The following is a 22,304-nucleotide window of genomic DNA, read 5'->3' as shown; positions in this document are numbered from 1 at the left end:
TCTACGCCTCGGTCGAGCAACTGCTCGACCGAGGCGTAGAAGGCGTCGAGATCGGCATGCAGGATGGTGGCTGTCGTTTCCATCCCGACCGCACATCCGCAGTTGCTGATAGACCGGAACAAATAGAGAACAAAGGCGGATCATTGTCAAGCTGCGAGCGATTTGTGCAGCAAAGAGCAGTGCCGGCTCGGCTTGAGCCCCGCCACCTAGACGATATGATCCGCCCGCAGCGCTGCTTTCATCTGTTCCAGCGCCGCCTCGCCACCGGCCGCCAGCTCGTCGGCGATCCGCGCCAGATGATCGTCGGCCTTGCGGTGCTTGCTGCCCCAGGCGCCGAGCGTCACCAGCACCGGCAACAGGTCGATGCCGGCCTCGGTCAACCGGTAGACCGTCTTCAGCCCATGCGTCGGGTCGTCGCTGCGAATGAGGATGCCTTCGTCCTGCAGCGTCTGCAGCCGCTCGGCCAGCGTGCGTGACGAGATGCCTTCGTCGGATTGCAGGAATTCGCGAAAGTGCCTTTTCCCGGCGAAAACCAGGTCGCGGATGATGAGCAGCGTCCAGCGGTCGCCGACGAGTTCGAGCGACAGGTTGATCGGGCAGCCGGATTTTTCGCGCGTCGACATCTATGGTTCCATTTTTAAATCACTTTACTATTGACATCATTTTAGTCTTGCGTCAATAGTTCCGAATGTAAACCATTTAACGCTGACCATGCCGCTCGCTGCCCCGCAATTTCGCCTGCACGCTTTGAGCCGGGACAAACCGAGGAGAACGATGATGAAAAAGCTGATCCTTCAGATGCAGATGTCGGTCGACGGCTTTGTCGGCGCCAATGAGGACCATCCCTGGCAGCTTTGGGAATGGGGTGACGAGAGCGGCTGGGACGACGAGCTGAAGCAGGACTTCAACGCCGTCTTCGCCGGCATCGACACCATTTTGCTCAGCCGCAAGATGGTGCAGGAGGGGTATCTTACCCATTGGGGCAATGCGGCGAAGAAATTTCCGCGCGACCCGTTCTATGCCTTTGCGCAGCGCGTCGTCGACGCCCAGAAGGTGGCGCTGAGCGACAAGCTCAAGCACTCGGTATGGGAGCGCACAAGGGTCGCCAGCGGCGACCTGCCGCGCGAGGTCAATGCGCTGAAGGCGGGCGAGGGTGGCGACATGGCGGTGTTCGGCGGCGCCGGGTTCGCCTCGGCGCTGATCGCGGCCGGGTTGGTCGACGAGTTCCAGCTGTTCATCAATCCGGCGGTGCTGGGTGCCGGACGCCGCATCTTCGACCAGGGCGGTTTCCAAAACTTGGCGCTGCTCGGCTCGAAGGCCTATGCCTGCGGCATGGTGGTCAACAGCTATGCGCCGGTGGGGTGAGGCAGAGACAGAAAATCAGGGCTCCGACGTATCTTTCTTGTCCGCCCGTTCGTCCTTGGCTTTGGAAGGTCGCGCAGCCCGCGATCCGTAACCAGGGAGATCATCATGGCGAGCACGCAGAGCGAGGCAAACAGGAACCACTACGCGGCGATCGCCGCCAATGCCGGCAGGCTGACCAGCCCGCAAGCGATCATCGACCACAACGACACCCATTGGACGGCACTGACCGGCGAACCCGGCGGCGTCGACTATATCGAGGTCGATGCCGGCGGCGTGCCGGCGATGTGGACGGTGCCGAAGGGCGCCGACGAGGGGCGTGTGCTGCTCTATGCGCATGGCGGCGGCTTCATCGGCGGCTCGATCTACACGCACCGCAAGCTGGTCGGGCATCTGGCCAAGGCCGTCGGCTGCCGGGCGCTGCTCTACGACTATCCGCTGGCGCACCGGGCCAAGTATCCGGCCCAGCTCGACGTGGCGATGACGGTCTGGAACTGGCTCGCCGATCGGGGCTTCGACGCCGGCGACATCGCGCTTGCCGGCGATTCCTGCGGTGCGGTGCTGACCTATGGCGTCCTGCAGCGGCTGCGTGCGCAAGGGCGGCCGCTACCCGTCGCCACGCTGATCATCTCCGGCTGGTTCGACATGGCGCTGACCGCCGCCAGCTACGAGACCAACCGCGAAAAGGACCCGGCCTTCGCCAAGGCCGCCGTCGACTGGCTGGTGACCAACTTCATCGGTGACGGCGACCGGCTCGATCCGGAGGTCAGCGCGCTTTATGCCGACCTTACCGGCTTTCCGCCCGTGTTCCTGCAAGCCGGCGCCGACGAGACGCTGGTCGACGAAAGCCGCATGTTCGCCGAGCGCGCCAGGCAGGCCGGGGTCGAGACACGGCTCGACGTCTTCGAGGGCATGCTGCATTCCTTCCAGATGATGGCCGGCCGGGCGCCGGAAGCCGACGACGCGATCGGCCGCTTCGCCACCTGGGTGCGGCCGAAACTGGGCTTGCCGGCCACCCGTGACAAGGCCGCCGGCGACAAAGCGGCGTGAGTATGCGCCGGCTGGTCGTATCGCGATTCGTGCTTGTGGATGTGCCGCGCCTGCGCGATGCTGCGGCGACGCTGACCGACGTGCCGCGATGAACCAGCAGATCCGCAAATCCCGTGAAACGAGGCAAGGCATGCAGCCGCGCCTCGACCCCGAGGGCCTGTTCGACCGGCGCTATGCCGCGTTCCTGGGGACGGTTTCGCATCTGCGTATCAAGCTGCACCGTTACTGCGCGCGCATGATCGGTTCGGCCCTCGATGGCGAGGACATCATGCAGGAGGCGCTGTTCGAGGCCTATCGCAAGATCGAACGGCTCGACGATGCGCAGGCGCTGCGGCCCTGGCTGTTCCGCATCGCCCACAACCGCTGCATCGACTTTATCCGCAACCGCCAGGCGCGACAGCGGGCCGAGGCCGGCTTTGCCAGCGACGACATCGTGCTGCCTGTCGAGCCCGCCGGTCCCGGCGCCGGCCGCGCCATCGAGCGGCTGGTCGTGCACCTGCCGCCGAAGGAGCGCGCCTGCGTGCTGCTCAAGGATGTCTTCGACCATTCGCTTGAGGAGATCGCCGAGCTGGTCGGCTCGACATCAGGTGGCGTCAAGTCGGCGCTCAATCGTGGGCGTGCCAAGCTCGCCGCCTTGCCGGCGCAACCGGGCGCGGCACCCGCACACGACCCCGAACTGGCGCGGCTGCTCGGCCGCTATGTCGAATTGTTCAACAAGCGAGACTGGGACGGGGTGCGGGCGCTGACCAGTGCCGATGCGCGGCTGCGGGTCTCGGATTGCTACAACGGCCTGCTGTCAGGCTCGCCCTACTTCATCGAATATGAGCGCAGCGAGCTGCCTTGGCGCATGCGGCCAGGCGTGATCGAAGGGGAGATCGTGCTGGTCCTCGACAGGCGGCATAGCGAGGAATGGCTGCCTGCGTATCTGGTGCGGATCCATGCCGATGGCGGCGTCATCGACCGCATCGCCGACTATTATGCGTGTCCGTGGATCCTGGAGATGGTCTTTGCCGACGTAGGACGAAGTGCCTCTCCTCCGTAACCCTCACTTCGCATCATGAAAAATGATACCGACGGTGTGGCGCATGCCTGAGCGCAAGCGGCTGACGCCGTGGCGCAGGTTGACGCGGTAGTTGCCTCTGGTTCCCTGCACCGGCCGGTTGTGGACGGCGAAGGCCACGGCGTCGCCCTGGCGCAATGGCACCACTTCGACGCGGCTCTGCATGCGCGGGCGCTGCTCGGTCAGCGCGAACTCGCCGCCGGTGAAATCCTGGCCCGGCTCGGAGAGCAGGATCGCCACCTGCAGCGGGAAGGCGAGGTCGCCATAGAGGTCCTGGTGCAGGCAGTTGAAGTCGCCAGGCACATATTGCAGCAGAAGCGGTGTCGGCCGCGTCTGGCCGGCGCTATGGCACTGGTCAAGAAACGCCGCATGCGTGGCGGGATAGCGCATGGCGATCGCCATACGCTCGTTCCACCGGTTGGCGACCGCGGCCAGCCTGGGATAAAGCGCGCTGCGCAACCCGCCGATGAGGTCAGGCAAGGGATAGCGGAAATAGCGATATTCGCCCTTGCCGAAGCCGTGCCTGGCCATGTGGATGTGACTGCGGAAATGCTGCTCCTGAGGGTAGAGGCCGGCGATCTGCCGGCACTCTTCGGGCGACAGCAGCTTTTCAATTACCGCGCATCCGAAGCCGTCGAGTTCGGTGGCAAGGGCCGGCCAGTCGTAACCGGCAATGCGTGTCTCGGCAGCTTCGACCACCGATGCGGCAACCTTGGTATGGGCGTTCATATCGCAGCCTCCTTGTTAAGCAGAGCGCGCTTGCGCTCGACGCCCCAGCGATAGCCCGACAGCGTGCCGTCGGCGCGGACAACGCGGTGGCAGGGAATGCCGAGCGCAATCGCGTTGGCCGCACAGGCGGTCGCCACGGCACGGGTGCCGTTCGGTTGGCCGAGACGCCGGGCCAGAGCGGTGTAGGTGATGGTGGCGCCGCACGGGATGGTGCGCAGCGCGGCCCAAACCTGTTGCTGGAACGGCGTGCCGTGGCGCATGTCGAGCGGCAGGTCGAGGCCGACGCTGGGCGTCTCGATGAAGCGCGCGATTGCCGCGAGATCGTTGCGCAGCGTTGTTTTGTCCTCGACCAGCGCCTTGCCGGGGAAGCGGTCGCCAAGGTCCTGCTCCAGCGCCTCGGCGTCCGAGCCGATCAGGATGGCGCAGACGCCGATATCGCTGCGCGCCGCCAGGATGTTGCCAATCGGGGATTCGCCGATGGCGTAGGCGATGGTGTCCAGGGCATTGTGGACGGTCGCCGCTGCGGTCATTTGAGTTCGCATGAGGTTCATTGCCTTCACTCCTTTGTCTGTGCCTGAACCCTACAGAGACGGCTTATCGCGCTCACTCCGATGCTTGCTTTCAAATTCGAAAAGGTAGGTGCTCATGCCACGCGGGTGACATCGAACTCTCCAAGCAGGAACACCTCGCCAGTCGACAGGCGCAACTCGATGTCGCCGCTCGTGATCAAGCTCCACTCGGCTTTGCCGTCATCGACCATCCGGCCGATGGCGGTCATCACCCGTGATTTCGCGTCAGGGGCGCGCCGGCGGCCGGCAGCTTGGGTCTGGGTGGTCGCATCGGGAGACCTTGCCATCGCGCGCATTGCCGGTCCTCGTCAGGCCCGCATTGACCGGTTGGCATGGCCGGACGCCGCCTCGCGGTCGAGCAGCGCGCGTTTGCGCTCCGCGCCCCAGGTGTAGCCGGACAGGGCGCCGTCTTTGCGGATCACGCGATGGCAGGGAATGGCGACGGCAAGGCTGTTGGCGGCGCAGGCGGCGGCGATGGCGCGGGTCGCCTTCGGCGCGCCGATGCGCTGCGCGATCTCGGCATAGGAAACCGTGTGGCCGACGGGGATGTCGCGCAATGCCTGCCAGACGCGCTGCTGGAAGGCGGTGCCGCGGACGTCGAGCGGCAGGTCGAGACCGAGCGCCGGCGCTTCCACGAAACCGACGACGCGGGCGACCAGCGCCTCATAGTCGCGGTCGCAGCCGATCAGCCGTGCCTTGGGGAAACGGTCCTGCAGGTCGCGCACCAGCGCGTCGGGATCGTCGCCGAGCAGGATCGAGGCGACGCCTTTTTGGCTGGACGCGACCAGGATGGCGCCGAGCGAGGATTCGCCGACGGCGAAGCGGATCTCCTCATGGGCGCCACCGGCGCGATAGCGCGTCGGCGTCATGCCGAGCATGAAGGTGGATTTCTCGTAAAAACGCCCGCTCGAATTGAAGCCGGCATCGTAGATCGCCGTCGTGACGCTGGCGCCGTCTTCCAGGCCCCGGCGGACCCTGGCGGCGCGGTGGGCGGCGGCATAGTCCTTCGGCGTCAGCCCGGTGACGGCCTTGAAGATTCGGTGGAAATAACCGGCGCTGCGGCCGGCGTCATCAGCCAGTTCAGCCAGCGACGGTTCTTCCTCGCTCTGCTCGATCCTGCGGCATGCCGCGGCGACCATTGCGGCGTTGCCGGCGTCGAGCGATGGGCCATCCGGGTTGCAGCGCCGGCACGGGCGAAAGCCGGTTGCCCTGGCCTGATCGAGCGTGCCGTGCAGCTGCACATTCCTGGGGTTGGCGCGCCGCGACGGGCAGGAAGGCCGGCAATAGACGCCGGTCGTTGCCACCGAATACCAGAATTCGCCGTCGGCCGATTTGTCGCGCGCAACGATGCGCGCCCAGCGCGGATCGTCGGCGACTTGCAGCGGCGCGGGGTGAAGATCCTTGGCCAGAGTGATGAACATGCCGCATTGAAGCCGCCAAAAGCCGGCCTCGCCACCCGTTTCCTGACAAGCGTCAGGAAAGTGCAAATCTGCCTTTCCCAATTTGGGAAAACACTCTTGTTCCCGATTTGGGAATTTGCTATATCAGGTCATGCAGATAATTGCCAAGAAGGCGCTGAAGGACTTTTGGGCCAAACACAATCAGGCCGAAGCTCCTTTGACGGCTTGGTATGTGGCTGTAGGCAATGCTGATTGGAAGACCCCGGCTGACGTTAAAGATGCGTTTGGAGCGACCGTTGATTTCGTCGGCGACAATCGCATCATTTTCGACATCGGCGGCAACAAGTACCGCCTGATTGTCCACGTCGCCTACAAGTTTCACCGTGTTCTGATCAAATTCGTCGGGACGCACAAAGAGTATGACAAGATTGATCCGGAGAAGGTGTGATGGAGAACATTCGACCCATTAAGACCGAAGCCGATTACGATTGGGCGATCGCCGAAATCACTAAATATTTCGAGAATGAGCCGGAGGTCGGCTCTCTCGAAGGTGACCGTTTCGACGTTCTCGCAACTCTGATCGAGGCTTATGAGGACAAGCACTATCCGATCGAAGCACCGGATCCCGTTGAAGCCATTCATTCGCACATGGAACTGTTCAACCTGTCGCGAAAGGCGCTGGCCGAGGTGATCGGATCATCGCCCCGGGCGACCGAGGTGCTGAACAGAAAGCGGGCGCTTACCCTGGATATGGTCTTCAAACTGAACAAGGAATGGAACATTCCTGCCGAAGTCCTCGTGCAACCCTATCACCTTGCAAATGACAGGGGCCGCAAGCGCGCCTAAGCCGTCGCCCGTGGTGCCTGATACCCTCGTTCCTAAGCCGCGCGCTTGGGTTCCACCGCGAACGGGCTGAGCCCGAGCCATGTCTGCATCTTCCTGCCGATGGCCTGGTCGCCGGTCAGGGCAACCTTCGCGCCGGCCTTCTCGACGGTCAGCAATCCCATCCAGATCGCCGTCATCGTGTGCAGGTCGGTCGAGACGTAAAGGTCGACATCGAAGCCCGGATCGTACCAGCACAGATCGACCTCGCCGTGCTTCTCGACGATGAGCCACCACGACCGTTTGGACGCCGGTAGCTCCTGATACAGGAATTGTATCACCGTGCGCCCCTCGGGCAGCGGCGAGGGGTTTAAGTTGCGCCGCATGTCCCACATCAGCAGCGACGGATCGAGGTTCTTCAGCGACAGTCGGGACTCGACCCATTTCTGCCCCCAGAAGCCCATTGCCTCGACGACCGGGCGCAAATCCCGGCCGGCTTCCGTCAGCCGATATTCGAATATCCCTTTTTCGCCCGGCACTTCCTTGCGCTCGACGATGCCGGCCAGTTCAAGTTCCTTCAGCCGTTGCGACAGAAGGGTCGGCGACATTTTGGGGACGCCGCGGCGCAGGTCGTTGAAGCGGGTCGAACCCGCCACCAATTCACGCATCAGCACCATCGTCCAGCGGGTGCACAGCACCTCGGCGGCCATCGATAGCGGGCAGAACTGTTTGTATCCGTGCTGGGTCATGATCTGTGTCCCTCCCTCGAAACTGGGCCGAACATTAGGCCTTCATGAATGAAGCGGCCAGTACGGAAACTGTACTGCCCCAGTACAGATCGCGGACTGGTTGGCTAGGGCCCTGCCATGCGAGCCCTTTGGCCGGTTGCACGGGATACCTTGTGCACCGCAACCAGGAGACTATCATGACCGCTTACGTTATCGCAGACATCAAGATAAACGACCCGCAGTGGGTGCCGGCCTATGCCGCCTCGGTGCACGACCTCGTCCACAAGCATGGCGGCAGGTATCTGTCGCGCAGCGGCAATGTGAAGACGCTCGAAGGCAAGCCGCTCGACACCACGCTGATCGCCCTGATGGCGTTCCCGTCAGAAGCGGCGGCCCGCGCCTTCACCAGCGATCCGGCCTATGCGCCCTTCGTTTCGGCCCGTCAGGGCGGCAGCGACAGCCGTTTCCAGATGATCGACAACACCGATCTGGCCGGAACGATCCCGTATCTGCCGAAGGGATGACCGGCATCCCTGGCATCGTTTTCGGGATCTCCAAGCAACAACAGCCACAGCGCTTGCCTGCCGGGCCTCCGTATTTTCGGCGGCCGGCCAGCTGGGCTTTTTCAAGAAGAATGGAATGAAGATGCTATCGAACTTTCACAACCGGCCAAATTTTCACTACAGGTTTGTCATGGCCGGGGCCATGCTGGCTGTCTGCACCACCTTCGCACAGGCGCATCAGGAAGCGGCCGCGCCGGCGTCCGGCCCCAATCCGCTGGCCGACAAGGTGCGGGCCGCCAACAGCCGGTTTCTCAACGTCAAGGCCGCTATATCAGAGGGCTATGCGCCGATTCCGTGCGCCAGCGGCATCACCGGCGGCGCCATGGGCATCCACTATGTCAACGGCCAGTATCTGAAGGACGACAAGATCGATATCGCCCGGCCTGAAGCGGTGATGTACGAGCCGATGGCTGACGGCACGCTGCAACTGGTGGCGGTCGAATACATTACCTCGAAGGGGCCGGCGTCGCTGGACGGACAGCTGTTCAATTTCAACAGCGCGCCCAACCGCTACGGCCTGGGTGAGTTTTACGAACTGCATGTCTGGGCCTGGAAGGGCAACCCGACCGGCACTTTCGCCGACATGAACCCGAAAGTGTCATGTGAGCACGCGATGGCGCCGAGCCAGTAAGCAATGAAGCCAGGCGGCGCCAATGCCGCCTGGCATTCTCCCGAGTCAGTCGGAACGCTCCCGCCTAGCGCCCCGCTTTGGGCGAGACAATCGTTGAAGGCCAGGCCGGTGTGTGTGCCGCTGCCGCTCCTCGCGGCGTCAGAAGGATACGGTCATCATGCCGCTTGATCTGGAATCGCCAATCCCACCTCGCTGATGGTATCCCGGCTCGCTTGCGGCAAGACGAAGCGTCCCGTCACATACCAGAGCAGGGACACGACAAGGATCGAGAGATAGCCATCCACGGCATAGTGCCAGCCGGTGTAAACCGAGCTGAACAGGATGAAGGTTGCGAAGGACCAGCCGGCGATTGCCCACCGGCGGCCGAATCCGGCCAGGAAGAGTGCGTTGAGCGTGGCGATGGCGACATGCATGCTTGGCATGGCGGAGATGCCGCCGCCCAGTTCCGGGCGGCCACTCTGGTAGGCTGCAAGCAGATAGTCGGCATAGACATGGACCGACGCGGCGTAGCTATTCTGCGCCAGGGCGGTTCGCAGCGCGGCAAACCGGTCACCGCCGTAGAACTGGTCGTGGAATATCGGGCCGGTGGACGACAGCAGGGTCGCAAGTACGGTGCCGCACAGGATCGTGGTCAGCGCGAACGCCCACAGATAGCGCAAGCGGCTGACCGGATTGTTCCAGAAGGCGACGAAGAGCACCGTGCCGAACCATTGCACGAGCCAGCCATATCCATAGCCGGCGAAAATGACGGCCGAGACCGGTCCGGGAACCACGCTGTGCGTCCATGTCCAGGGATCGACGCCATGCAGCCGAAGATCAAGCTCCGCCAGGGCACGGTCGGCGTAGAACGGCACCGTGTCCGGGATGGCGACCTTCAAGGTGGTGAAGGCGGTGACGCCGAGAAAGAACAGAAGGATAACGGGCGCGGCTGTCAGCCAACGCTGCCCGAGTATGTCGAGGATGAACCTCGTCGGGGTATGTCGGGCAAATGCCAGCCCCGCCACACCAAGGCCAGCCGCCAGAAGCGTGGGCAGGAAGAAGGCGAACGGCTCGGCATAGGATTGCGCCAGATGCAGGTAGCGATCCGGCTGCAGGCAAAGAGCGGTCAAGGCATAGGTCAGACACAAGGCAACCAGCAACCAGCCGCTCCTGGTTGTCGCGATGTCCAGGTCAAGGATTGCAGCTGGGCGGCGATTGTCGCCGCGCTGACCGGTGTGCTCACTCATGGAAGGACATCCCGCCAGCTGCCCAGAAGATTGTTATGGGGTATTTCGCAGATGATGTATTACCATTCAGTTACACCTGTTCCAAAGTAGAGTATTAAATATTAGATAGGTATAATTCATTATTTGTTGGCAATGATCTGTTTACGAAAATGCTACGCGGTTACGCGCAGGCATCATTCGTCGCCTTTCGAGGCTTTCAACGGTTACAGGCTGCCTGTCGTCGGGTTTCGGCTACGATTGAGAGAGGGAGGGCCATCGCCTGGTGGCGATGGCCCCTTTCCATCATGCGGCTCGATCAGGCGGCTTTGATCAGGCCGAGCTGGGTGAGGGCGGCGACGCCGTCATCGAGCCCGATCTCCTCGACGATCCTGCCGTTGACCACCTTCAGCACAGTGGTGCCGGTAAAGCGCATGGTGCGGCCGGTGGCAGCCGGCAGCGAGCCGGCGAGGAAATCGCCGAAGGCGGGGCCGGTATGCGTGCCGCCGCCCTCCCACTGGCCGACGACATAGTCGCCCTCGGCAATCAGGTCGGCCGTGGCCCAGAAGTTGAGGTCCGGGAAGGCGTTGCGGAAGTCGGTCATGAAGGCCTTGATGTCGTCGCGGCCGCGGCGCGGCTCGTGCAGCGAGTATTTCAGCAGCATGTCGGGTGCTGCGATGTCGTCGACGACGGACAGATCGCAGGTTTCACCCCAGAAGTCGGTGAACCATCTAACGACGACGGCCTTGTTGTCTTCTTGCTTGGTCATTGGGAGGTCCTCTTGTGTTTGCACGGAGAGATCACCGGATTGGCCGGTGACCTGGAGCAAGCAGTAGGACGATCAGGCGGGTGCAAAACTCCGGTTCTTGCCGGCCAATCGAAAGGCGACAGGACCTAGGCTATCCGACTCGCGCCGGAAGCGAGCGGTGAACACCGTGACCAAGCAGCGGTTCAAGTGCCGCTCAGCATTTTGCAACACTTTGCCTCCAGAAAGCTGTCGATGAAAACGGCGCTCGCCCTCCTGTTGCTTTTACCTGCCCCGGCCGTTGCCGGGCAGTGCTACATGAGTGAAAATCATCCGGGCTGGAAGGTCATAGTCGATGACGGGCCGGGCTTGCCGCATGAAATGAGCTGGTCGCGAAGCGATGGCTTCAACCAACGGCTTCGCTACGAGAGCGCGCGTCCGGGCGAGGCGCCGCGTTTCGTCATCGGCAGTACCGACGACGAAAGATTCAGCATCGGTTTTGTCGGAGAGCCCATGGTACTTGATGGTGAACTCTACAGGCCGGGCTGCCCATAATCTGGCAATGCCGGGTCGCCACTCTCGGCCGGCCTTCCAACGGTAACTGTTTCTTCTCTGGTTTTGCTGCAGATTGCCGCGTGGCGGGGGAATGAGCGAAACAGACGATGGCGCGTCAGGACAAGAAAAATCGCAATGGAACGTTCTGGGCGAAGGCCCTGGAACGCGCCCATCTTGGCGTCTGGGATTGGGATCTTGCGACCGGCGACTGCTTCTATTCCGCGACCTGGGCGCGGATGCTGGGCTATGATGAAGGCGAACTTGCCAACGCCAGCGACCTGTGGCTGCAGCTGACCCATCCCGATGATCGCGAACGGGCGCTGGCCAGCGGCGACCGCCACATTGCCGGACAGACGGATGCCATCGAGACCGAGCTCAGGCTGAAGCACAAGCAGGGCCACTGGGTGTGGGTGCTCGATCGCGGCGGCATCGTCGAGCGTGACGCTTCCGGAAAGCCGCTCAGGCTGATGGGCGTGCAGACCGACATCACCAAGCAGAAGGCCGCCGAAGCCGAGCTCGAGCAGGTCAATGTGCGCTTCCGGCTGGCACTCGCCGCCAGTGGCACCGGCATCTGGCACTACGACATCGCCACCAACAAGAGCTATTGGGACTCCCGCACCAGAGACATATTCGGCCTCGTCGCCGATACCGACGAGGTAACCGCCGACCTATGGCATACTTTCCTGCACCCCGACGACAGGGAAGTCACCGAGCAGGCGCATTTGCCGACACCCGGCTCGGACCGAGTTACCGCTTCGCAATACCGCATCATCAAGCGCGACGGCGAGATACGCCATGTCGAATCTCTGGTGCGCTTTATCGCCATTGCCGGTGCGGCTGGCCAGGTTCTTGGCACGGTGCGCGACATCACCGAGGAAAAACTGCGTGAGCAGGAGCTAGCCTATGCCGCCCGTCACGATGCGCTGACCGGCCTGTACAATCGCTCCGCCTTCGATCGGCTGCTCGCTGACCATATCGCGGCGGGTGCGCCGCTGGCTGTGTTCTATGTCGATCTTGATTACTTCAAGGCGCTCAACGATTTTGCCGGCCACGCTGCCGGCGACCTGGCGCTGAAGAGCGTTGCCGCCGGCATCCGCGCCTGCCTGCCGCCGGCAGCACACGCGGCGCGGCTGGGTGGCGACGAATTCGCGCTGCTGGTGCCGCATTGCGATGCCGCACAGGCCGAGAGGATCGCCGCTGCGGTGCTTGGCGCGGTGCGCGAGGCCGATCTCGGCGCGGCCGCGTCGACACGCAAGCTGGCGGCTTCGATCGGCATCGCCTTCGTTGATGACGCCAACACGACGGTGGCTGACGCGCTGGCCTGCGCCGACGACGCCTGCTACGCAGCCAAGGCCGCCGGGCGCAACCGTTTTGCCGTCTTCTCCACCGAGACGGCATCGGGTTCCGGCGGGCTGAACGCGGCGCGTGTCGCCGCCGACACCGTCGATGCCATGGAAGACGGGCGGCTGAAACTGTTCGGCCAGGAAATCCATCTGCTGGGCCGGCCCTGGCAGGAAAGCCGCCATGTCGAAGTGCTGGCCAGGCTCGTCGCACGCAACGGCCGGCTGGTGCCGCCTGGCGAGTTCATTCCGGTGGCCGAGCGCTTTGGTATCGCGTCGCGGCTCGACCGCTGGATCATCCGCACCGCGCTGTCGCGGCATGGTGCTGCCTTGCGCTCGGGTGCATTGACGCTCGGCTTCAACCTGTCGGCGCAGACGCTGAGCGATCCGCAGCTGTGGGACTTCGTCGACAGTGTCATCGAAGAGACCGGGGCGCCGCATTCGGGCATCGGCTTCGAGATCACCGAAACCGCCGCGGTCACCAATTTCGACGCCGCCGAACAATTCGTGCGCAAGGCGCGCGAGCGGCACTGCCGGGTCAGCCTCGACGATTTCGGCGCCGGCATGAGCTCGTTCGAGTATCTCAGGCGCTTTCCCGTCGACACGATCAAGATCGACGGTTCCTTCATCGAGCACATCACGCAAAGCCGCTTCGACCGCGAGATCGTGCTGGCCATCACCAGCATCGCCCGCAGCCTCGGCTGCGACGTGGTCGGCGAGAAGATCGAACGGCAGGACACGCTGGCGATGTTGAGCGACATGGGCGTCGCCTTCGGCCAGGGGTTTTTGCTGCACCGGCCGGAGCCGCTGGAGCAAATTGTCGTGCGCGCGGCAGGGGCAGAGACGGCCCGTAAGGCATCGTGATTCCGGATGTATCGAGATTCAGGCCGGGCCGGTTGGCCTGACCTGAATCTCAACATGTTCTATCCGGTTCGCCGCGCCGTTGATTGCGGAAACTCCAGCACTCCAGAATCGGATGGCCTGTGCTGCGCTTCCGCCACTGTTTCGATCAACAGATCGAGGGCGTCACAGGCCGTGCGGCTCGTCTCGTCATTGCCTTGCAGATAGTGATAGGCGCGTTCGAGGTGGATGCGGGCGGCTGAAAAATCGCTGGTCAATGGTCTCTCCATTATCCCACCCTAAAATACCTTGCCGGAGGCGAGGGAACGCCGGGTAAATATCCACAGGCGGCTTTTATTCAAATGCCACAGAAGGAAGGTACGGCAGTGATGCGCTGTCAGGAGAGACGCGGCCCAACTCTTTGCCATGCCGTGCCGCGCGGCTAGACTGTGCCTCCCTGTCGGAGGTGAGACCGATGATCGTCCAGGCCTGCATCAACGGCGCACGTTCGCGCGATTTTCATCCCCAGTTGCCGCTGGCCGCCGAGACGATGGCCAGCGATGCCGCCGCCTGCGTCACCGCGGGTGCCGCCGAACTGCACATCCACCCGCGCGGCGCGGATGGGCGCGAAAGCCTGGCCGCCGTCAGTGCTACCGTGCGGGCGGTACGCCAGGCCTGTCCGGGGACGCTGGTTGGCGTGTCGACGGGCGCCTGGATCGAGAACGATGTCGAGCGGACCCGCGCTGCGATCGCCGACTGGCGGGAGCTACCCGACTACGCCTCGGTCAATCCGTCGGAAGCGGATGCGCCCGCCGTGATGGTGCTGCTGCGCCAGCGTGGTGTCGGCATCGAGGCCGGGCTTGCCACGGTCGCCGACGCCGAACGCTTCGTCGGCCTTGCCGACCACGACCGGGTGCTGCGCATCCTGATCGAGATCGACATCCCAGACCTGTCGGCAGCACTTGACGAGGCGCACGGCATCGCCGCCGTGCTCGAACGCGCCGGGGTACGGCGGCCGATCCTGCTGCATGGCGTCGACGCCACCATCTGGCCCTTCGTCGCGCTTGCCCATCAAAAGCGGTGGTCGACGCGGGTTGGGCTGGAAGACGGCAAGACGCTCGCCGATGGAACGACGGCGAAGGACAATGCGGAAATCGTCGCTGCTGCCGTGGCGATTTTTCGCGGTGCGCCTGCGGTCTGAACGGCGCCTCAGTCCTGCCCGCCGACCGGTGCTGTCCAGCTGCGCAAGATGTGTTTCTGGATCTTGCCGGATGCGGTGCGCGGCAGCGCATCGGTGAGCAGGAATTCCTTCGGCACCTTGTAACGGGCGATGCGGGCGCCGCAGTGGCTTGCGAGATCAGCTGGATCGACAACACAGCCGGTTCTGACCACGACAAAGGCGCGCCCGACTTCACCCCAGCGCGCGTCGGCGACGCCGATCACGGCTGCTTCGGCGATGTCGGGATGATCGAGCAGCGCCATCTCGATTTCTGAGGGATAGACGTTCTCGCCGCCCGAGATGAACATGTCCTTGCGGCGGTCGACAAGGGTGACGAAGCCTTCCTCATCCTGCCTGGCGATGTCGCCGGTGCGGAACCAGCCATCGGCGGTGAAGGCCCGCGCGGTCTCTTCCGGCCGGTTCCAGTAGCCAGGTGTGATGCTGGGGCCGGACAGCCATATCTCGCCTGGTTCCCCGGTAGCGACATCGCGGCCAGCGTCGTCGACGATGCGCAGCCCGATGGTCGGCGCCGCAAGGCCCGCCGAGCCTGCCTTGCTGGCGATGCGGTCGGCCTCGATGGGCATGCCGAGCACGGTGCCGGCTTCGGTCATGCCGAAGCCGTCGACCATGCGCACACCCTGTGCCAGCCACCAGTGGATGTTTGCGGCCGGATTGGGCGCGCCGCCAGTGAAGATGGCGGTCAGCGCGGTCCAATTCGAAGGCGCAAAATCTGGATGGTCGCGCAGCATCCTGGCCATCTGCGGTACGCAGAAATAATGGGTGACCCCGAGCGCGGGATCAGCCAGACGACGATTGGTGACGCCGGCGTCGAAGCCGGGCGAGATCAGCACCGTGCCGCCTTGCAACAGCGGCGGACGCAAGCTGGTGATGAGGCCGATGACATGGAACATCGGCGCGTCGCAGAGGAAGACGCTGGCGTTGCCAACGCGTCCCAGTACGCCGAAATTGACCGCAGTGGCCAACGCATTGCGTTCGGTGACGATGACCCCTTTCGGCCGGCCTGATGTGCCCGAAGTGTAGAGGATGATCGAAGGCGCATCGCTGGCCGGCAAGGACCGGCGCGGTGCCTGAACCTGTGCCTCGACTGCCGCCGTGAAGGCCGCGACTTCGATTGACATGCAGCCCTTGGGCGGCGCCATTTCAAGGGCGGTGTCATGCAACAGCAGCACCGGATCGCAATCGGCCAGGATCGCCTGCTTCTCGGCACTGGCGAGCCGCCAGTTGAGCGGCACGAAAATGGCGCCGAGCCGCATCGCTGCCTGCTGCAGGACAGCCAAGTCTGCGCTGTTGCGGGCAAGCGTGGCGATGCGCTGCCCCGGCTCGATGCCATGGCCGGTTTCAAGCACGCCGACAGCGCGCTGAATGGCCTCGTCGAGCGCGGCATAGGTCCACCGGCGGCCGGTTGCCAGGTCGACACAAGCGATACGATCCGGCTGCGTCCTGGCGTGCAGGGCCACGGGATCCGATGTCGTCCAGGCCGGCATCTGCAGCTCCTCCCCAGGATTGCCTTATGCTTGCACGGTCACCTTGCCTTGTCGTAGGCGGCAAGGCCGGGCTTGTAGCTCTTCTCGTCGATAAACTGGCGGATGCCTTCCTTGCGGCCGTCATTGTCGTAGGAATTGGCGGCCTCCTGCGCCCGCACCAGATAATCCTCGGCATTGTCGTAGGTCATCTCGGCGACGCGGCGGATGGCGTCCTTGGTCGCCTTCAGCGCAATCGGATTCTTCTTCAGCAGGATGGCAGCGACCTCGGTGACGCGCGCCTTCAGATCCGCCAGCGGCAGGCTTTCATTGACCAGCTTCCAGGCGGCGGCCTTCCTGCCGTCGATGAGTTCGCCGGTCAGCGCATGATACATGGCATCGCGCATCGACAGGAGGTCGACTACCACCTTGGTGGCGCCGCCGCCGGGCAGGATGCCCCAGTTGATCTCGGATAGAGCGAATTGCGCCTCGTCGGCGGCGAAGGCGAGGTCGCAGGCGAAGAGCGGGCCGTAGCCGCCGCCGAAACACCAGCCATTGACCATGGCGATGGTCGGCTTGCCGTACCAGCGCAGGCGCCGCCACCAGCCATACGCTTCGGACTGCGCCTTGCGGATGGCGCCGAGACCCTTGGCCTCGGTCTCGCGAAAGTACTCCTTGAGGTCCATGCCCGCCGACCAGGCGCTGCCTTCGCCGGACAACACCAGCACGCCGACATCGTCGCGGAACTCAAGCTCGTCGAGAACCTCCATCATGCGCCGGTTGAGCGCCGGGTTCATGCAATTGCGCTTGTCCGGCCGGTTGAAGCGCACCCAGGCAATGCCGTTCTCGACATCGAAGGCAACGGTCTCTTCGGTCATGGTCAGGTCCTCTCGTTCCGTCTGACAAATTGCTATGTAGCATAGCTATCGTATTTGCTATGTCGCATAGTCTTTTTTGCTTGACAAGAGGGGATGTTCGTGGCGATCGGTTGAAGCATGGAAAAGACCCGGCTCCGCACCAGTCCCGAAGACGCGCTCGACGCGCAGATCGGTTATAATCTGAGGCGCGCCTCAGCCTTGGCCTTGAATGATTTCGCCGTCGAGATGACTGACGCGGCGCTGCGCCCGGTCACCTACGCCATGCTGGCGCTGATCGACGAGAAGCCCGGCATCCGCGCCGCGGAGCTGTGCCGCCTGCTCGGCATGAGGAGCGCCAACATGGCGCCGCTGCTCGCCGAACTGGAAGAACGCGGACTGGTTGAGCGCGACGATCATGCCGAAGACGGACGCGTGCAGGTGCTCGCCCTGACGCAGGCGGCCAGGGAGGCCATGCCGGGATGGCGGCAACAGGTTCGCCGGCACGAGGACCGGTTCCTCCACAGGCTGACAAAAAAGGAGCGGGCGACGCTGCTTCGGTTGCTGCGGCTGATCTGGACGGACGAAGACTGAGGGGGCGGCCTACTTGGTTTCCTCGTCGGGCGCCGAAAGTCGCAGCAGCAGGGCGAAGAGCGCAATCACCGGTGGAATGACGAAGCACCATACATTGGCGAACGCAAAGCCAAGTGCAGCGGCGGCGCAGCCTACCGCGAACACGGCGACCGCCAGTGCCATGCGCCGCAGGCGGGCGATCAGGGCAGGGCGGGTCTCCGGAGCCACGCCGCCGATGAGATCACCAATGTCGAGCATGATCTGGGTGGTGGTGCCGGTCATCAGTGTCGATGGCGGTGCGGCCGCGAGATGGACACGGTGCACCGCATTCTGGATCGCCATCGCGGCGACCAGCGCCATGCCGGTGACAATCGCGGCCGCGCCGTCGCCACTGGCGAAGGGACCAAAGCGGATCGCCAGCGCAGCACCAATGACGAGCAGCGCCAGTTTGGCCGCCAGCAGGACCCCGAGCGCCGGCAGCCCCCGTCTGCGCAAGCGCTCACCGGCGAGCCGGGTCAGGATGACGACGACGCAGAAGACCGGCAATGCCAGCAGCTTTGCCAGAACACCCGAAATGCCGAGCACCAGCGAGGCGCCCAGCGTGACGAAATTTCCCGTCACATGCGCGGTGAACAGGCCTTGCAGCGCCAGGAACCCCGCCGTATCGACATAGCCGCCATTGAGGCTCAGCAGTAGTGGCAGCGTGGGTTTCATGGCGGCATCTCCAGTGACGGGCCTGGGATACCGTCTCATATCTCGGCGAGCCGTTCCATCATCTCGCCGCGAGTTGATCGTCTGTCGCGGGGTAGCGCATCATGCGACGGCCCGCGGCGCAGAACACCCTTCACCCCAGAATGATCTGGATCGCCTTGTCGACTACCGGATGCAGCCCACTCGCCTGGAAGGACAGCCGGTTGCCGGAGCCGACATTGCTGGTCATGGCGATGGTCAGGCTCGACTCCGGATCGTGCAGCATGACGGCGACGTAGCCGGGGATGCTGCCCTGGTGGCCGTGGAAGGCGCGGTCGGCGTAGGCGCTCTGGAACATGCCGGCGCCCGTTTCGCGCATGCGTGTGCCGGGGAAACTTGCCGGCACGCGGTGTTCGAACATCCCGGAGAAGAATGGCGGCGACAGCAGTTTGCCGGAGAACAGGCCGCGTATGAAGCTCACCATGTCGGACGGCGTCGACACCATGTCGCCGCAGCCATAGGCGGCGCCGAACGGGAAGGAATCCGAAGAATCCTGCAACGCATCGGAGTAGGGCAGCACGCCGTCCATGCGCCACATCTCGCCGCCCGAGGCGATGTCGGTGGGCGCGTTCGCCGCCGGTGGCGGCCGGTGGTAGTAGCCGCGCACCATCGATTTTTCCGGGAAGGCTTCGGTGGCCGGCGACCAGGTATTCTCCAGGCCGAGCGGCTGCAGCACCGCGCTTCTGACATAGCCGCCCAGCGACTGGCCAGAGACGGCCTCGATCACCATGCCGGCCAGCACATAGCCGGTGTTGTTGTAGACGGCGGGTCCGCCTGGCGCTTTCTGCTTGTCGGAGGCGAAGGCGATGTCGACCAGCTGCTGCGGCGTCCATTGCCGGCTTGGGTCCATCGGAATGTAATATTCGAACTCCGGCAGGCCGCTGCGGTGGTTGATCAGCTGGCGCACCGAAATGGCACCGGCGCCCGGCAGGTCGGGAAACCAGGAGGCGATCGGCGCACCGAGATCGAGCTTGCCGTCCTGGGCGAGCTTGACCAGGGCGGCGGCAACGAAGGTCTTGGTGCAACTGCCGATCTTGAACAGCCGGTCGGGCGAGACGGCAACGTCATGTTCCCGATCGGCGAGGCCGGCGGTGACGGCGGTTGGCGTCGCGCCGTTCAGCGCGTAGGCAAGCGAGGCGCCCACCGCGCCGTCGGTGAGATAGGTCTTGAGGAGGGCGTTCAGGTCTTCACGCATGGATTCTGCTTTCGCCTCTAAATCGCTGGTTTTATACATGTTGGTGCACCCTCGGGTCGAGCCCGAGGGCTGGGTCGCCAAGCTTCACTCCGCCATATCGACCGCAGCAAAGTTCTGCCGGCCGAAGGGGTCGAGCACGTAGTTGAGCACGCCCTTGCGGATCGGGATCGCCACCACCGAATGGGCGATCGGCGCCACCGGCACCTCGATTTTGAGGATCGCCTGCGCCCTGGCGTAGATGTCGGCGCGTTGCTTGGGGTCGGCGGCGACGCGGCCGTCCTGCAGCAGCTTCTCGAAGGCCGGATCGCACCAGCGCGAGCGGTTGGAACCGCCCTTCACGCCGTCGCAGGAGAGCAGATAGCTCAGCATGTTGTCGGGGTCGCCATTGTCACTGCTACCACCAAGCAGGTAGGCGTCCTGCTCTCCCGCCGCGGTGCGCTTGAGGTATTCGCCCCATTCGAAGCTGACGATCTCGGCCTTGACGCCGACTTTTGCCCAGTCGGCCTGGATCATCTCGGCCATACGCTTGGCGTTGGGGTTGTAGGGTCGCGACACCGGCATCGCCCACAGGCTGATTTTCAGGTCGCTCTCGTGGCCGGCTTCCTTCAGCAGTTTCTTGGCGCCGTCCGGATCATAGTCGATGCCGGCGTCGGTGACGGCGCCGATCTGCGCCGGCGGCACGACGCTGCCGGCCACCGTGCCGGCGCCGGCATAGACGGCGTCGACGATCGCCTTGCGGTCGATGGCCTTGGCCAGCGCCATGCGCACACGGACATCGCCAAGCGGCTGGTGCTCGACATTGAAGCCGAGAATGCCGATGTTCTGGCCCTTGAGGTCGAGCACGGTGATGTTGGGGTCGGTGCGCAAATCGGCGACGGCGCTTGGCGGCGGCGGGGCGGCGACCTGGCACTCATTGGCCTTGAGGCGCTCGACGCGCGTGGTCGGCTCGGGCGTGATGGCGAAGACCAGCGTGTCGATCTTCGGTGCGCCGCGCCAGTAGTCCTTGTTGGCGGCGTAGCGGACTTGGCTGTCAGGGACATAAGCCTGCAGCACGAACGGGCCGGTGCCGACCGGTTCAGAGTCGATCAGTTCCGGCGTGCCGGCGGCCACCATCTTCTCGGTCTGCTCCAGCGACAGGATGGAGAGATAGTCGAGCGCAATGCCGGGCAGGAAGGTGACGTTGGCCGCTGTCAGGGTGAAGCGCACCGTGTAATCGTCGACCTTGTCGACCTTTTCGATCAGCGTGCCCATGCCCAGCGCATTGAAGTACTCGTAAGCGCCGCCGCCGAGCTTGTGGTAGGGATTGTTGGCGTCTCGCTGACGGTTGAAGGTGTAGAGCACGTCGTCGGCGTTGAAATCGCGCGAGGGCGTGAAATGGTCGTTCGACTGGAATTTCACGCCGTGCCTGAGATGGAAGGTGTAGGTCTTGCCATCGGCTGAGACATCCCAGCTTTCGGCCAGCGCCGGACCGACTTCTGTCGTGCCAGGCTTGAACTCGACCAGCCGGTTGAAAATCGTCTTGGCGGCGGCGTCCATGGTGGAATCGGCGATGCCGATCGCCGGGTTGAAGGTCTCGGGATTGGCTTCCGAGCAATAGACCAGGGTTTTGGCGTAGGCCTGTCCGCCGAGAAGGACGGACGAGGCCAGCAGGGACGAGGTAAGGACTGCGCGCAGAACGGTGGATTTCATCGCAAACGCTCCTGATGACACTTTATGGTTGAGGGAAGGGCAGGCCGGTGAATTTCATGGCGTCGCCGCCGCGGTGATGAAGCGATCGGGAGCTAGCGCCGCAGAAGTGACGCCGCGTGCCGCGAGATCGTCGGGCAGGGGCTGGCCGCGCAACAGCGCCGAACCCAGCCGCGCGAGCGTCAGCGACACCTGGAAACCGTAGCCGCCCTGACCGCCGAGCCAGAAGAAGCCGGGCAGCCGCGGGTCGAAACCGACGACCGGCGTGCGGTCGGGCGAAAAGGTGCGCAGGCCCGCCCAGGGCGTCGACGGACGGTCGATGCGCAGCGATGTCGCCTGTTCGATGCGGTCGACTGCGATGGCGACGTCGATGTCTTCCGGATAGGCGTCGCAGGGTTCGGAATCGGTTTCGTCGGCGAGCGAGCCGATCAGCCTGCCGGCATCCGGCTTGAAGTAGAATTGTTCGTGCAGGTCGACCACCAGCGGCCAGGCGCTGATGTCCGTGCCGGCGGGCGGATCGAACAGGAAGGCGGTGCGGCGCTTGGGCCGGAAGCCGAGGGCGGAGAGACCGGCCAGTCCGGCGACGACATCGACCCAGGCGCCGGCGGCGTTGACGACGATGTCGGCCTGATAGGCGCCGGTATTGGTGGTGATGTAGAAGCCGTTTGCGACGCGGGAAATCTCCAGCACTTCCTCGCCGGTGCGGATGATGCCGCCGCCGGCCTTCGCTGCCGAGGCTGAAGCCGCCAGCATTTTTGCCGTGTCGACATCCAGCGCGCCGGGTTCATGCACGCCGCCGCAGGTGGTTGCCGTGGCGATGACCGGCACCAGTGCGGTGACTTCCGTAGCCGACAGGCGCCGCACGCTGGGCACCAGCGCCTGCATCTCCGCCGCCATGCGGTCGACGGCAGCATTGTCCTCGACGCCGCCGACATGCAGCGCGCCGCGCC

26 protein-coding genes are annotated in these 22,304 nt (G+C 64.1%); 11 read left to right on the top strand and 15 right to left on the bottom strand.

The features are described 5' to 3' along the window. Nucleotides 1–206: 206 nt before the first annotated feature. A complete protein-coding gene (locus tag EN993_RS13070; protein WP_109660790.1) occupies nucleotides 207–623 on the bottom strand; it encodes a helix-turn-helix domain-containing protein in 417 nt (138 codons plus the stop codon). Between the two features lie 154 nt (nucleotides 624–777). Here EN993_RS13070 and EN993_RS13065 point away from each other — a divergent pair, with 154 nt between their 5' ends. From EN993_RS13065 to EN993_RS13055, 3 genes are all read left to right on the top strand, one after another. Further along, a complete protein-coding gene (locus tag EN993_RS13065) occupies nucleotides 778–1,365 on the top strand; it encodes a dihydrofolate reductase family protein (RefSeq protein WP_127263507.1) in 588 nt (195 codons plus the stop codon). A gap of 105 nt (nucleotides 1,366–1,470) precedes the next feature. Beyond that, on the top strand, nucleotides 1,471–2,412 hold the full coding sequence (locus tag EN993_RS13060; protein WP_127263505.1) for an alpha/beta hydrolase: 942 nt from the start codon (nucleotides 1,471–1,473) through the stop codon (nucleotides 2,410–2,412). Nucleotides 2,413–2,500: 88 nt separating this feature from the next. Continuing rightward, nucleotides 2,501–3,454: a sigma-70 family RNA polymerase sigma factor gene (locus EN993_RS13055; protein WP_127263503.1), complete on the top strand. Its 954-nt coding sequence runs from the start codon at nucleotides 2,501–2,503 to the stop codon at nucleotides 3,452–3,454. A gap of 3 nt (nucleotides 3,455–3,457) precedes the next feature. Here the strand turns inward: EN993_RS13055 and EN993_RS13050 are convergent, their stop codons facing one another. The 4 genes from EN993_RS13050 to ada all read right to left on the bottom strand — a co-directional run bounded on the left by EN993_RS13050 (nucleotide 3,458) and on the right by ada (nucleotide 6,191). Beyond that, complete coding sequence (locus EN993_RS13050; RefSeq protein WP_109660796.1) at nucleotides 3,458–4,201, bottom strand: 2OG-Fe(II) oxygenase; 744 nt, start codon at nucleotides 4,199–4,201, stop codon at nucleotides 3,458–3,460. Continuing rightward, a complete protein-coding gene (locus tag EN993_RS13045) occupies nucleotides 4,198–4,752 on the bottom strand; it encodes a methylated-DNA--[protein]-cysteine S-methyltransferase (RefSeq protein ID WP_109660798.1) in 555 nt (184 codons plus the stop codon). Before EN993_RS13045 ends, EN993_RS13050 begins: the two co-directional genes overlap by 4 nt. Nucleotides 4,753–4,844: 92 nt before the next feature. Further along, nucleotides 4,845–5,066, bottom strand: a complete 222-nt coding sequence (locus tag EN993_RS13040) for a hypothetical protein (protein ID WP_109660800.1) — start codon at nucleotides 5,064–5,066, stop codon at nucleotides 4,845–4,847. A gap of 12 nt (nucleotides 5,067–5,078) precedes the next feature. Beyond that, entirely contained in the window at nucleotides 5,079–6,191 is a 1,113-nt protein-coding gene (ada, locus tag EN993_RS13035) for a bifunctional DNA-binding transcriptional regulator/O6-methylguanine-DNA methyltransferase Ada (protein WP_127263501.1), read from the bottom strand. A 130-nt stretch (nucleotides 6,192–6,321) separates the two neighbouring features. On the opposite strand from ada, the gene EN993_RS13030 reads away from it, so the two are divergent. Beyond that, nucleotides 6,322–6,618, top strand: a complete 297-nt coding sequence (locus EN993_RS13030) for a type II toxin-antitoxin system HigB family toxin (protein ID WP_109660804.1) — start codon at nucleotides 6,322–6,324, stop codon at nucleotides 6,616–6,618. Beyond that, complete coding sequence (locus EN993_RS13025) at nucleotides 6,618–7,016, top strand: type II toxin-antitoxin system HigA family antitoxin (protein ID WP_109660806.1); 399 nt, start codon at nucleotides 6,618–6,620, stop codon at nucleotides 7,014–7,016. Before EN993_RS13030 ends, EN993_RS13025 begins: the two co-directional genes overlap by 1 nt. A 32-nt stretch (nucleotides 7,017–7,048) precedes the next feature. Here EN993_RS13025 and EN993_RS13020 read toward each other — a convergent pair whose 3' ends face one another. Beyond that, nucleotides 7,049–7,741 carry a helix-turn-helix domain-containing protein gene (locus EN993_RS13020; protein ID WP_109660808.1) on the bottom strand — a complete coding sequence of 231 codons (693 nt, stop codon included), beginning with the start codon at nucleotides 7,739–7,741 and terminating at the stop codon, nucleotides 7,049–7,051. Nucleotides 7,742–7,917: 176 nt separating this feature from the next. On the opposite strand from EN993_RS13020, the gene EN993_RS13015 reads away from it, so the two are divergent. Continuing rightward, nucleotides 7,918–8,244, top strand: coding sequence for a DUF1330 domain-containing protein (locus tag EN993_RS13015; protein WP_109660810.1), 327 nt, complete (start codon nucleotides 7,918–7,920; stop codon nucleotides 8,242–8,244). 115 nt (nucleotides 8,245–8,359) lie between these two features. Beyond that, nucleotides 8,360–8,914, top strand: a complete 555-nt coding sequence (locus tag EN993_RS13010; RefSeq protein WP_245468758.1) for a hypothetical protein — start codon at nucleotides 8,360–8,362, stop codon at nucleotides 8,912–8,914. A 155-nt stretch (nucleotides 8,915–9,069) separates the two neighbouring features. On the opposite strand, the gene EN993_RS13005 is transcribed toward EN993_RS13010, so the two are convergent. Together EN993_RS13005 and EN993_RS13000 are read right to left on the bottom strand one after the other, a co-directional pair. Beyond that, on the bottom strand, nucleotides 9,070–10,140 hold the full coding sequence (locus EN993_RS13005) for a phosphatase PAP2 family protein (RefSeq protein WP_127263497.1): 1,071 nt from the start codon (nucleotides 10,138–10,140) through the stop codon (nucleotides 9,070–9,072). 295 nt (nucleotides 10,141–10,435) lie between these two features. Then, complete coding sequence (locus tag EN993_RS13000) at nucleotides 10,436–10,885, bottom strand: ester cyclase (RefSeq protein ID WP_127263495.1); 450 nt, start codon at nucleotides 10,883–10,885, stop codon at nucleotides 10,436–10,438. Between the two features lie 186 nt (nucleotides 10,886–11,071). Here EN993_RS13000 and EN993_RS12995 point away from each other — a divergent pair, with 186 nt between their 5' ends. Continuing rightward, nucleotides 11,072–11,416, top strand: coding sequence for a hypothetical protein (locus tag EN993_RS12995; RefSeq protein ID WP_127263493.1), 345 nt, complete (start codon nucleotides 11,072–11,074; stop codon nucleotides 11,414–11,416). A gap of 107 nt (nucleotides 11,417–11,523) precedes the next feature. Beyond that, nucleotides 11,524–13,620, top strand: a complete 2,097-nt coding sequence (locus tag EN993_RS12990) for an EAL domain-containing protein (RefSeq protein ID WP_127263491.1) — start codon at nucleotides 11,524–11,526, stop codon at nucleotides 13,618–13,620. A 59-nt stretch (nucleotides 13,621–13,679) separates the two neighbouring features. Here the strand turns inward: EN993_RS12990 and EN993_RS12985 are convergent, their stop codons facing one another. Beyond that, nucleotides 13,680–13,874 (bottom strand): hypothetical protein, encoded by a 195-nt coding sequence (locus EN993_RS12985; RefSeq protein ID WP_164548734.1) that lies wholly within the window; start codon nucleotides 13,872–13,874, stop codon nucleotides 13,680–13,682. A gap of 197 nt (nucleotides 13,875–14,071) precedes the next feature. Here EN993_RS12985 and EN993_RS12980 point away from each other — a divergent pair, with 197 nt between their 5' ends. Further along, complete coding sequence (locus EN993_RS12980; protein WP_127263489.1) at nucleotides 14,072–14,797, top strand: 3-keto-5-aminohexanoate cleavage protein; 726 nt, start codon at nucleotides 14,072–14,074, stop codon at nucleotides 14,795–14,797. Between the two features lie 8 nt (nucleotides 14,798–14,805). On the opposite strand, the gene EN993_RS12975 is transcribed toward EN993_RS12980, so the two are convergent. Further along, on the bottom strand, nucleotides 14,806–16,320 hold the full coding sequence (locus EN993_RS12975) for an AMP-binding protein (protein WP_127263487.1): 1,515 nt from the start codon (nucleotides 16,318–16,320) through the stop codon (nucleotides 14,806–14,808). Nucleotides 16,321–16,358: 38 nt separating this feature from the next. Beyond that, nucleotides 16,359–17,174, bottom strand: coding sequence for a p-hydroxycinnamoyl CoA hydratase/lyase (locus EN993_RS12970; protein ID WP_127263485.1), 816 nt, complete (start codon nucleotides 17,172–17,174; stop codon nucleotides 16,359–16,361). A 117-nt stretch (nucleotides 17,175–17,291) separates the two neighbouring features. On the opposite strand from EN993_RS12970, the gene EN993_RS12965 reads away from it, so the two are divergent. Then, nucleotides 17,292–17,744, top strand: a complete 453-nt coding sequence (locus EN993_RS12965) for a MarR family transcriptional regulator (protein WP_127263483.1) — start codon at nucleotides 17,292–17,294, stop codon at nucleotides 17,742–17,744. A 9-nt stretch (nucleotides 17,745–17,753) separates the two neighbouring features. Here the strand turns inward: EN993_RS12965 and EN993_RS12960 are convergent, their stop codons facing one another. The 4 genes from EN993_RS12960 to EN993_RS12945 form a co-directional block, all read right to left on the bottom strand. Next, nucleotides 17,754–18,437, bottom strand: a complete 684-nt coding sequence (locus EN993_RS12960; RefSeq protein ID WP_109660831.1) for a YoaK family protein — start codon at nucleotides 18,435–18,437, stop codon at nucleotides 17,754–17,756. Between the two features lie 130 nt (nucleotides 18,438–18,567). Further along, complete coding sequence (locus EN993_RS12955) at nucleotides 18,568–19,668, bottom strand: serine hydrolase domain-containing protein (RefSeq protein ID WP_127263481.1); 1,101 nt, start codon at nucleotides 19,666–19,668, stop codon at nucleotides 18,568–18,570. A gap of 84 nt (nucleotides 19,669–19,752) precedes the next feature. After that, nucleotides 19,753–21,357 carry an ABC transporter substrate-binding protein gene (locus EN993_RS12950; protein WP_127263479.1) on the bottom strand — a complete coding sequence of 535 codons (1,605 nt, stop codon included), beginning with the start codon at nucleotides 21,355–21,357 and terminating at the stop codon, nucleotides 19,753–19,755. A gap of 54 nt (nucleotides 21,358–21,411) precedes the next feature. Continuing rightward, nucleotides 21,412–22,304: FAD-binding oxidoreductase (locus EN993_RS12945; protein ID WP_164757648.1), on the bottom strand; the 893-nt coding region annotated here is incomplete at its 5' end.

The sequence above is a fragment of the Mesorhizobium sp. M7D.F.Ca.US.004.01.2.1 genome (assembly GCF_003997785.1).
In the GTDB taxonomy this organism is placed as follows: domain Bacteria; phylum Pseudomonadota; class Alphaproteobacteria; order Rhizobiales; family Rhizobiaceae; genus Mesorhizobium; species Mesorhizobium loti.
Note: the sequence above shows the minus strand (reverse complement) of the source record. Positions and strands in the feature narration are given on the sequence as shown.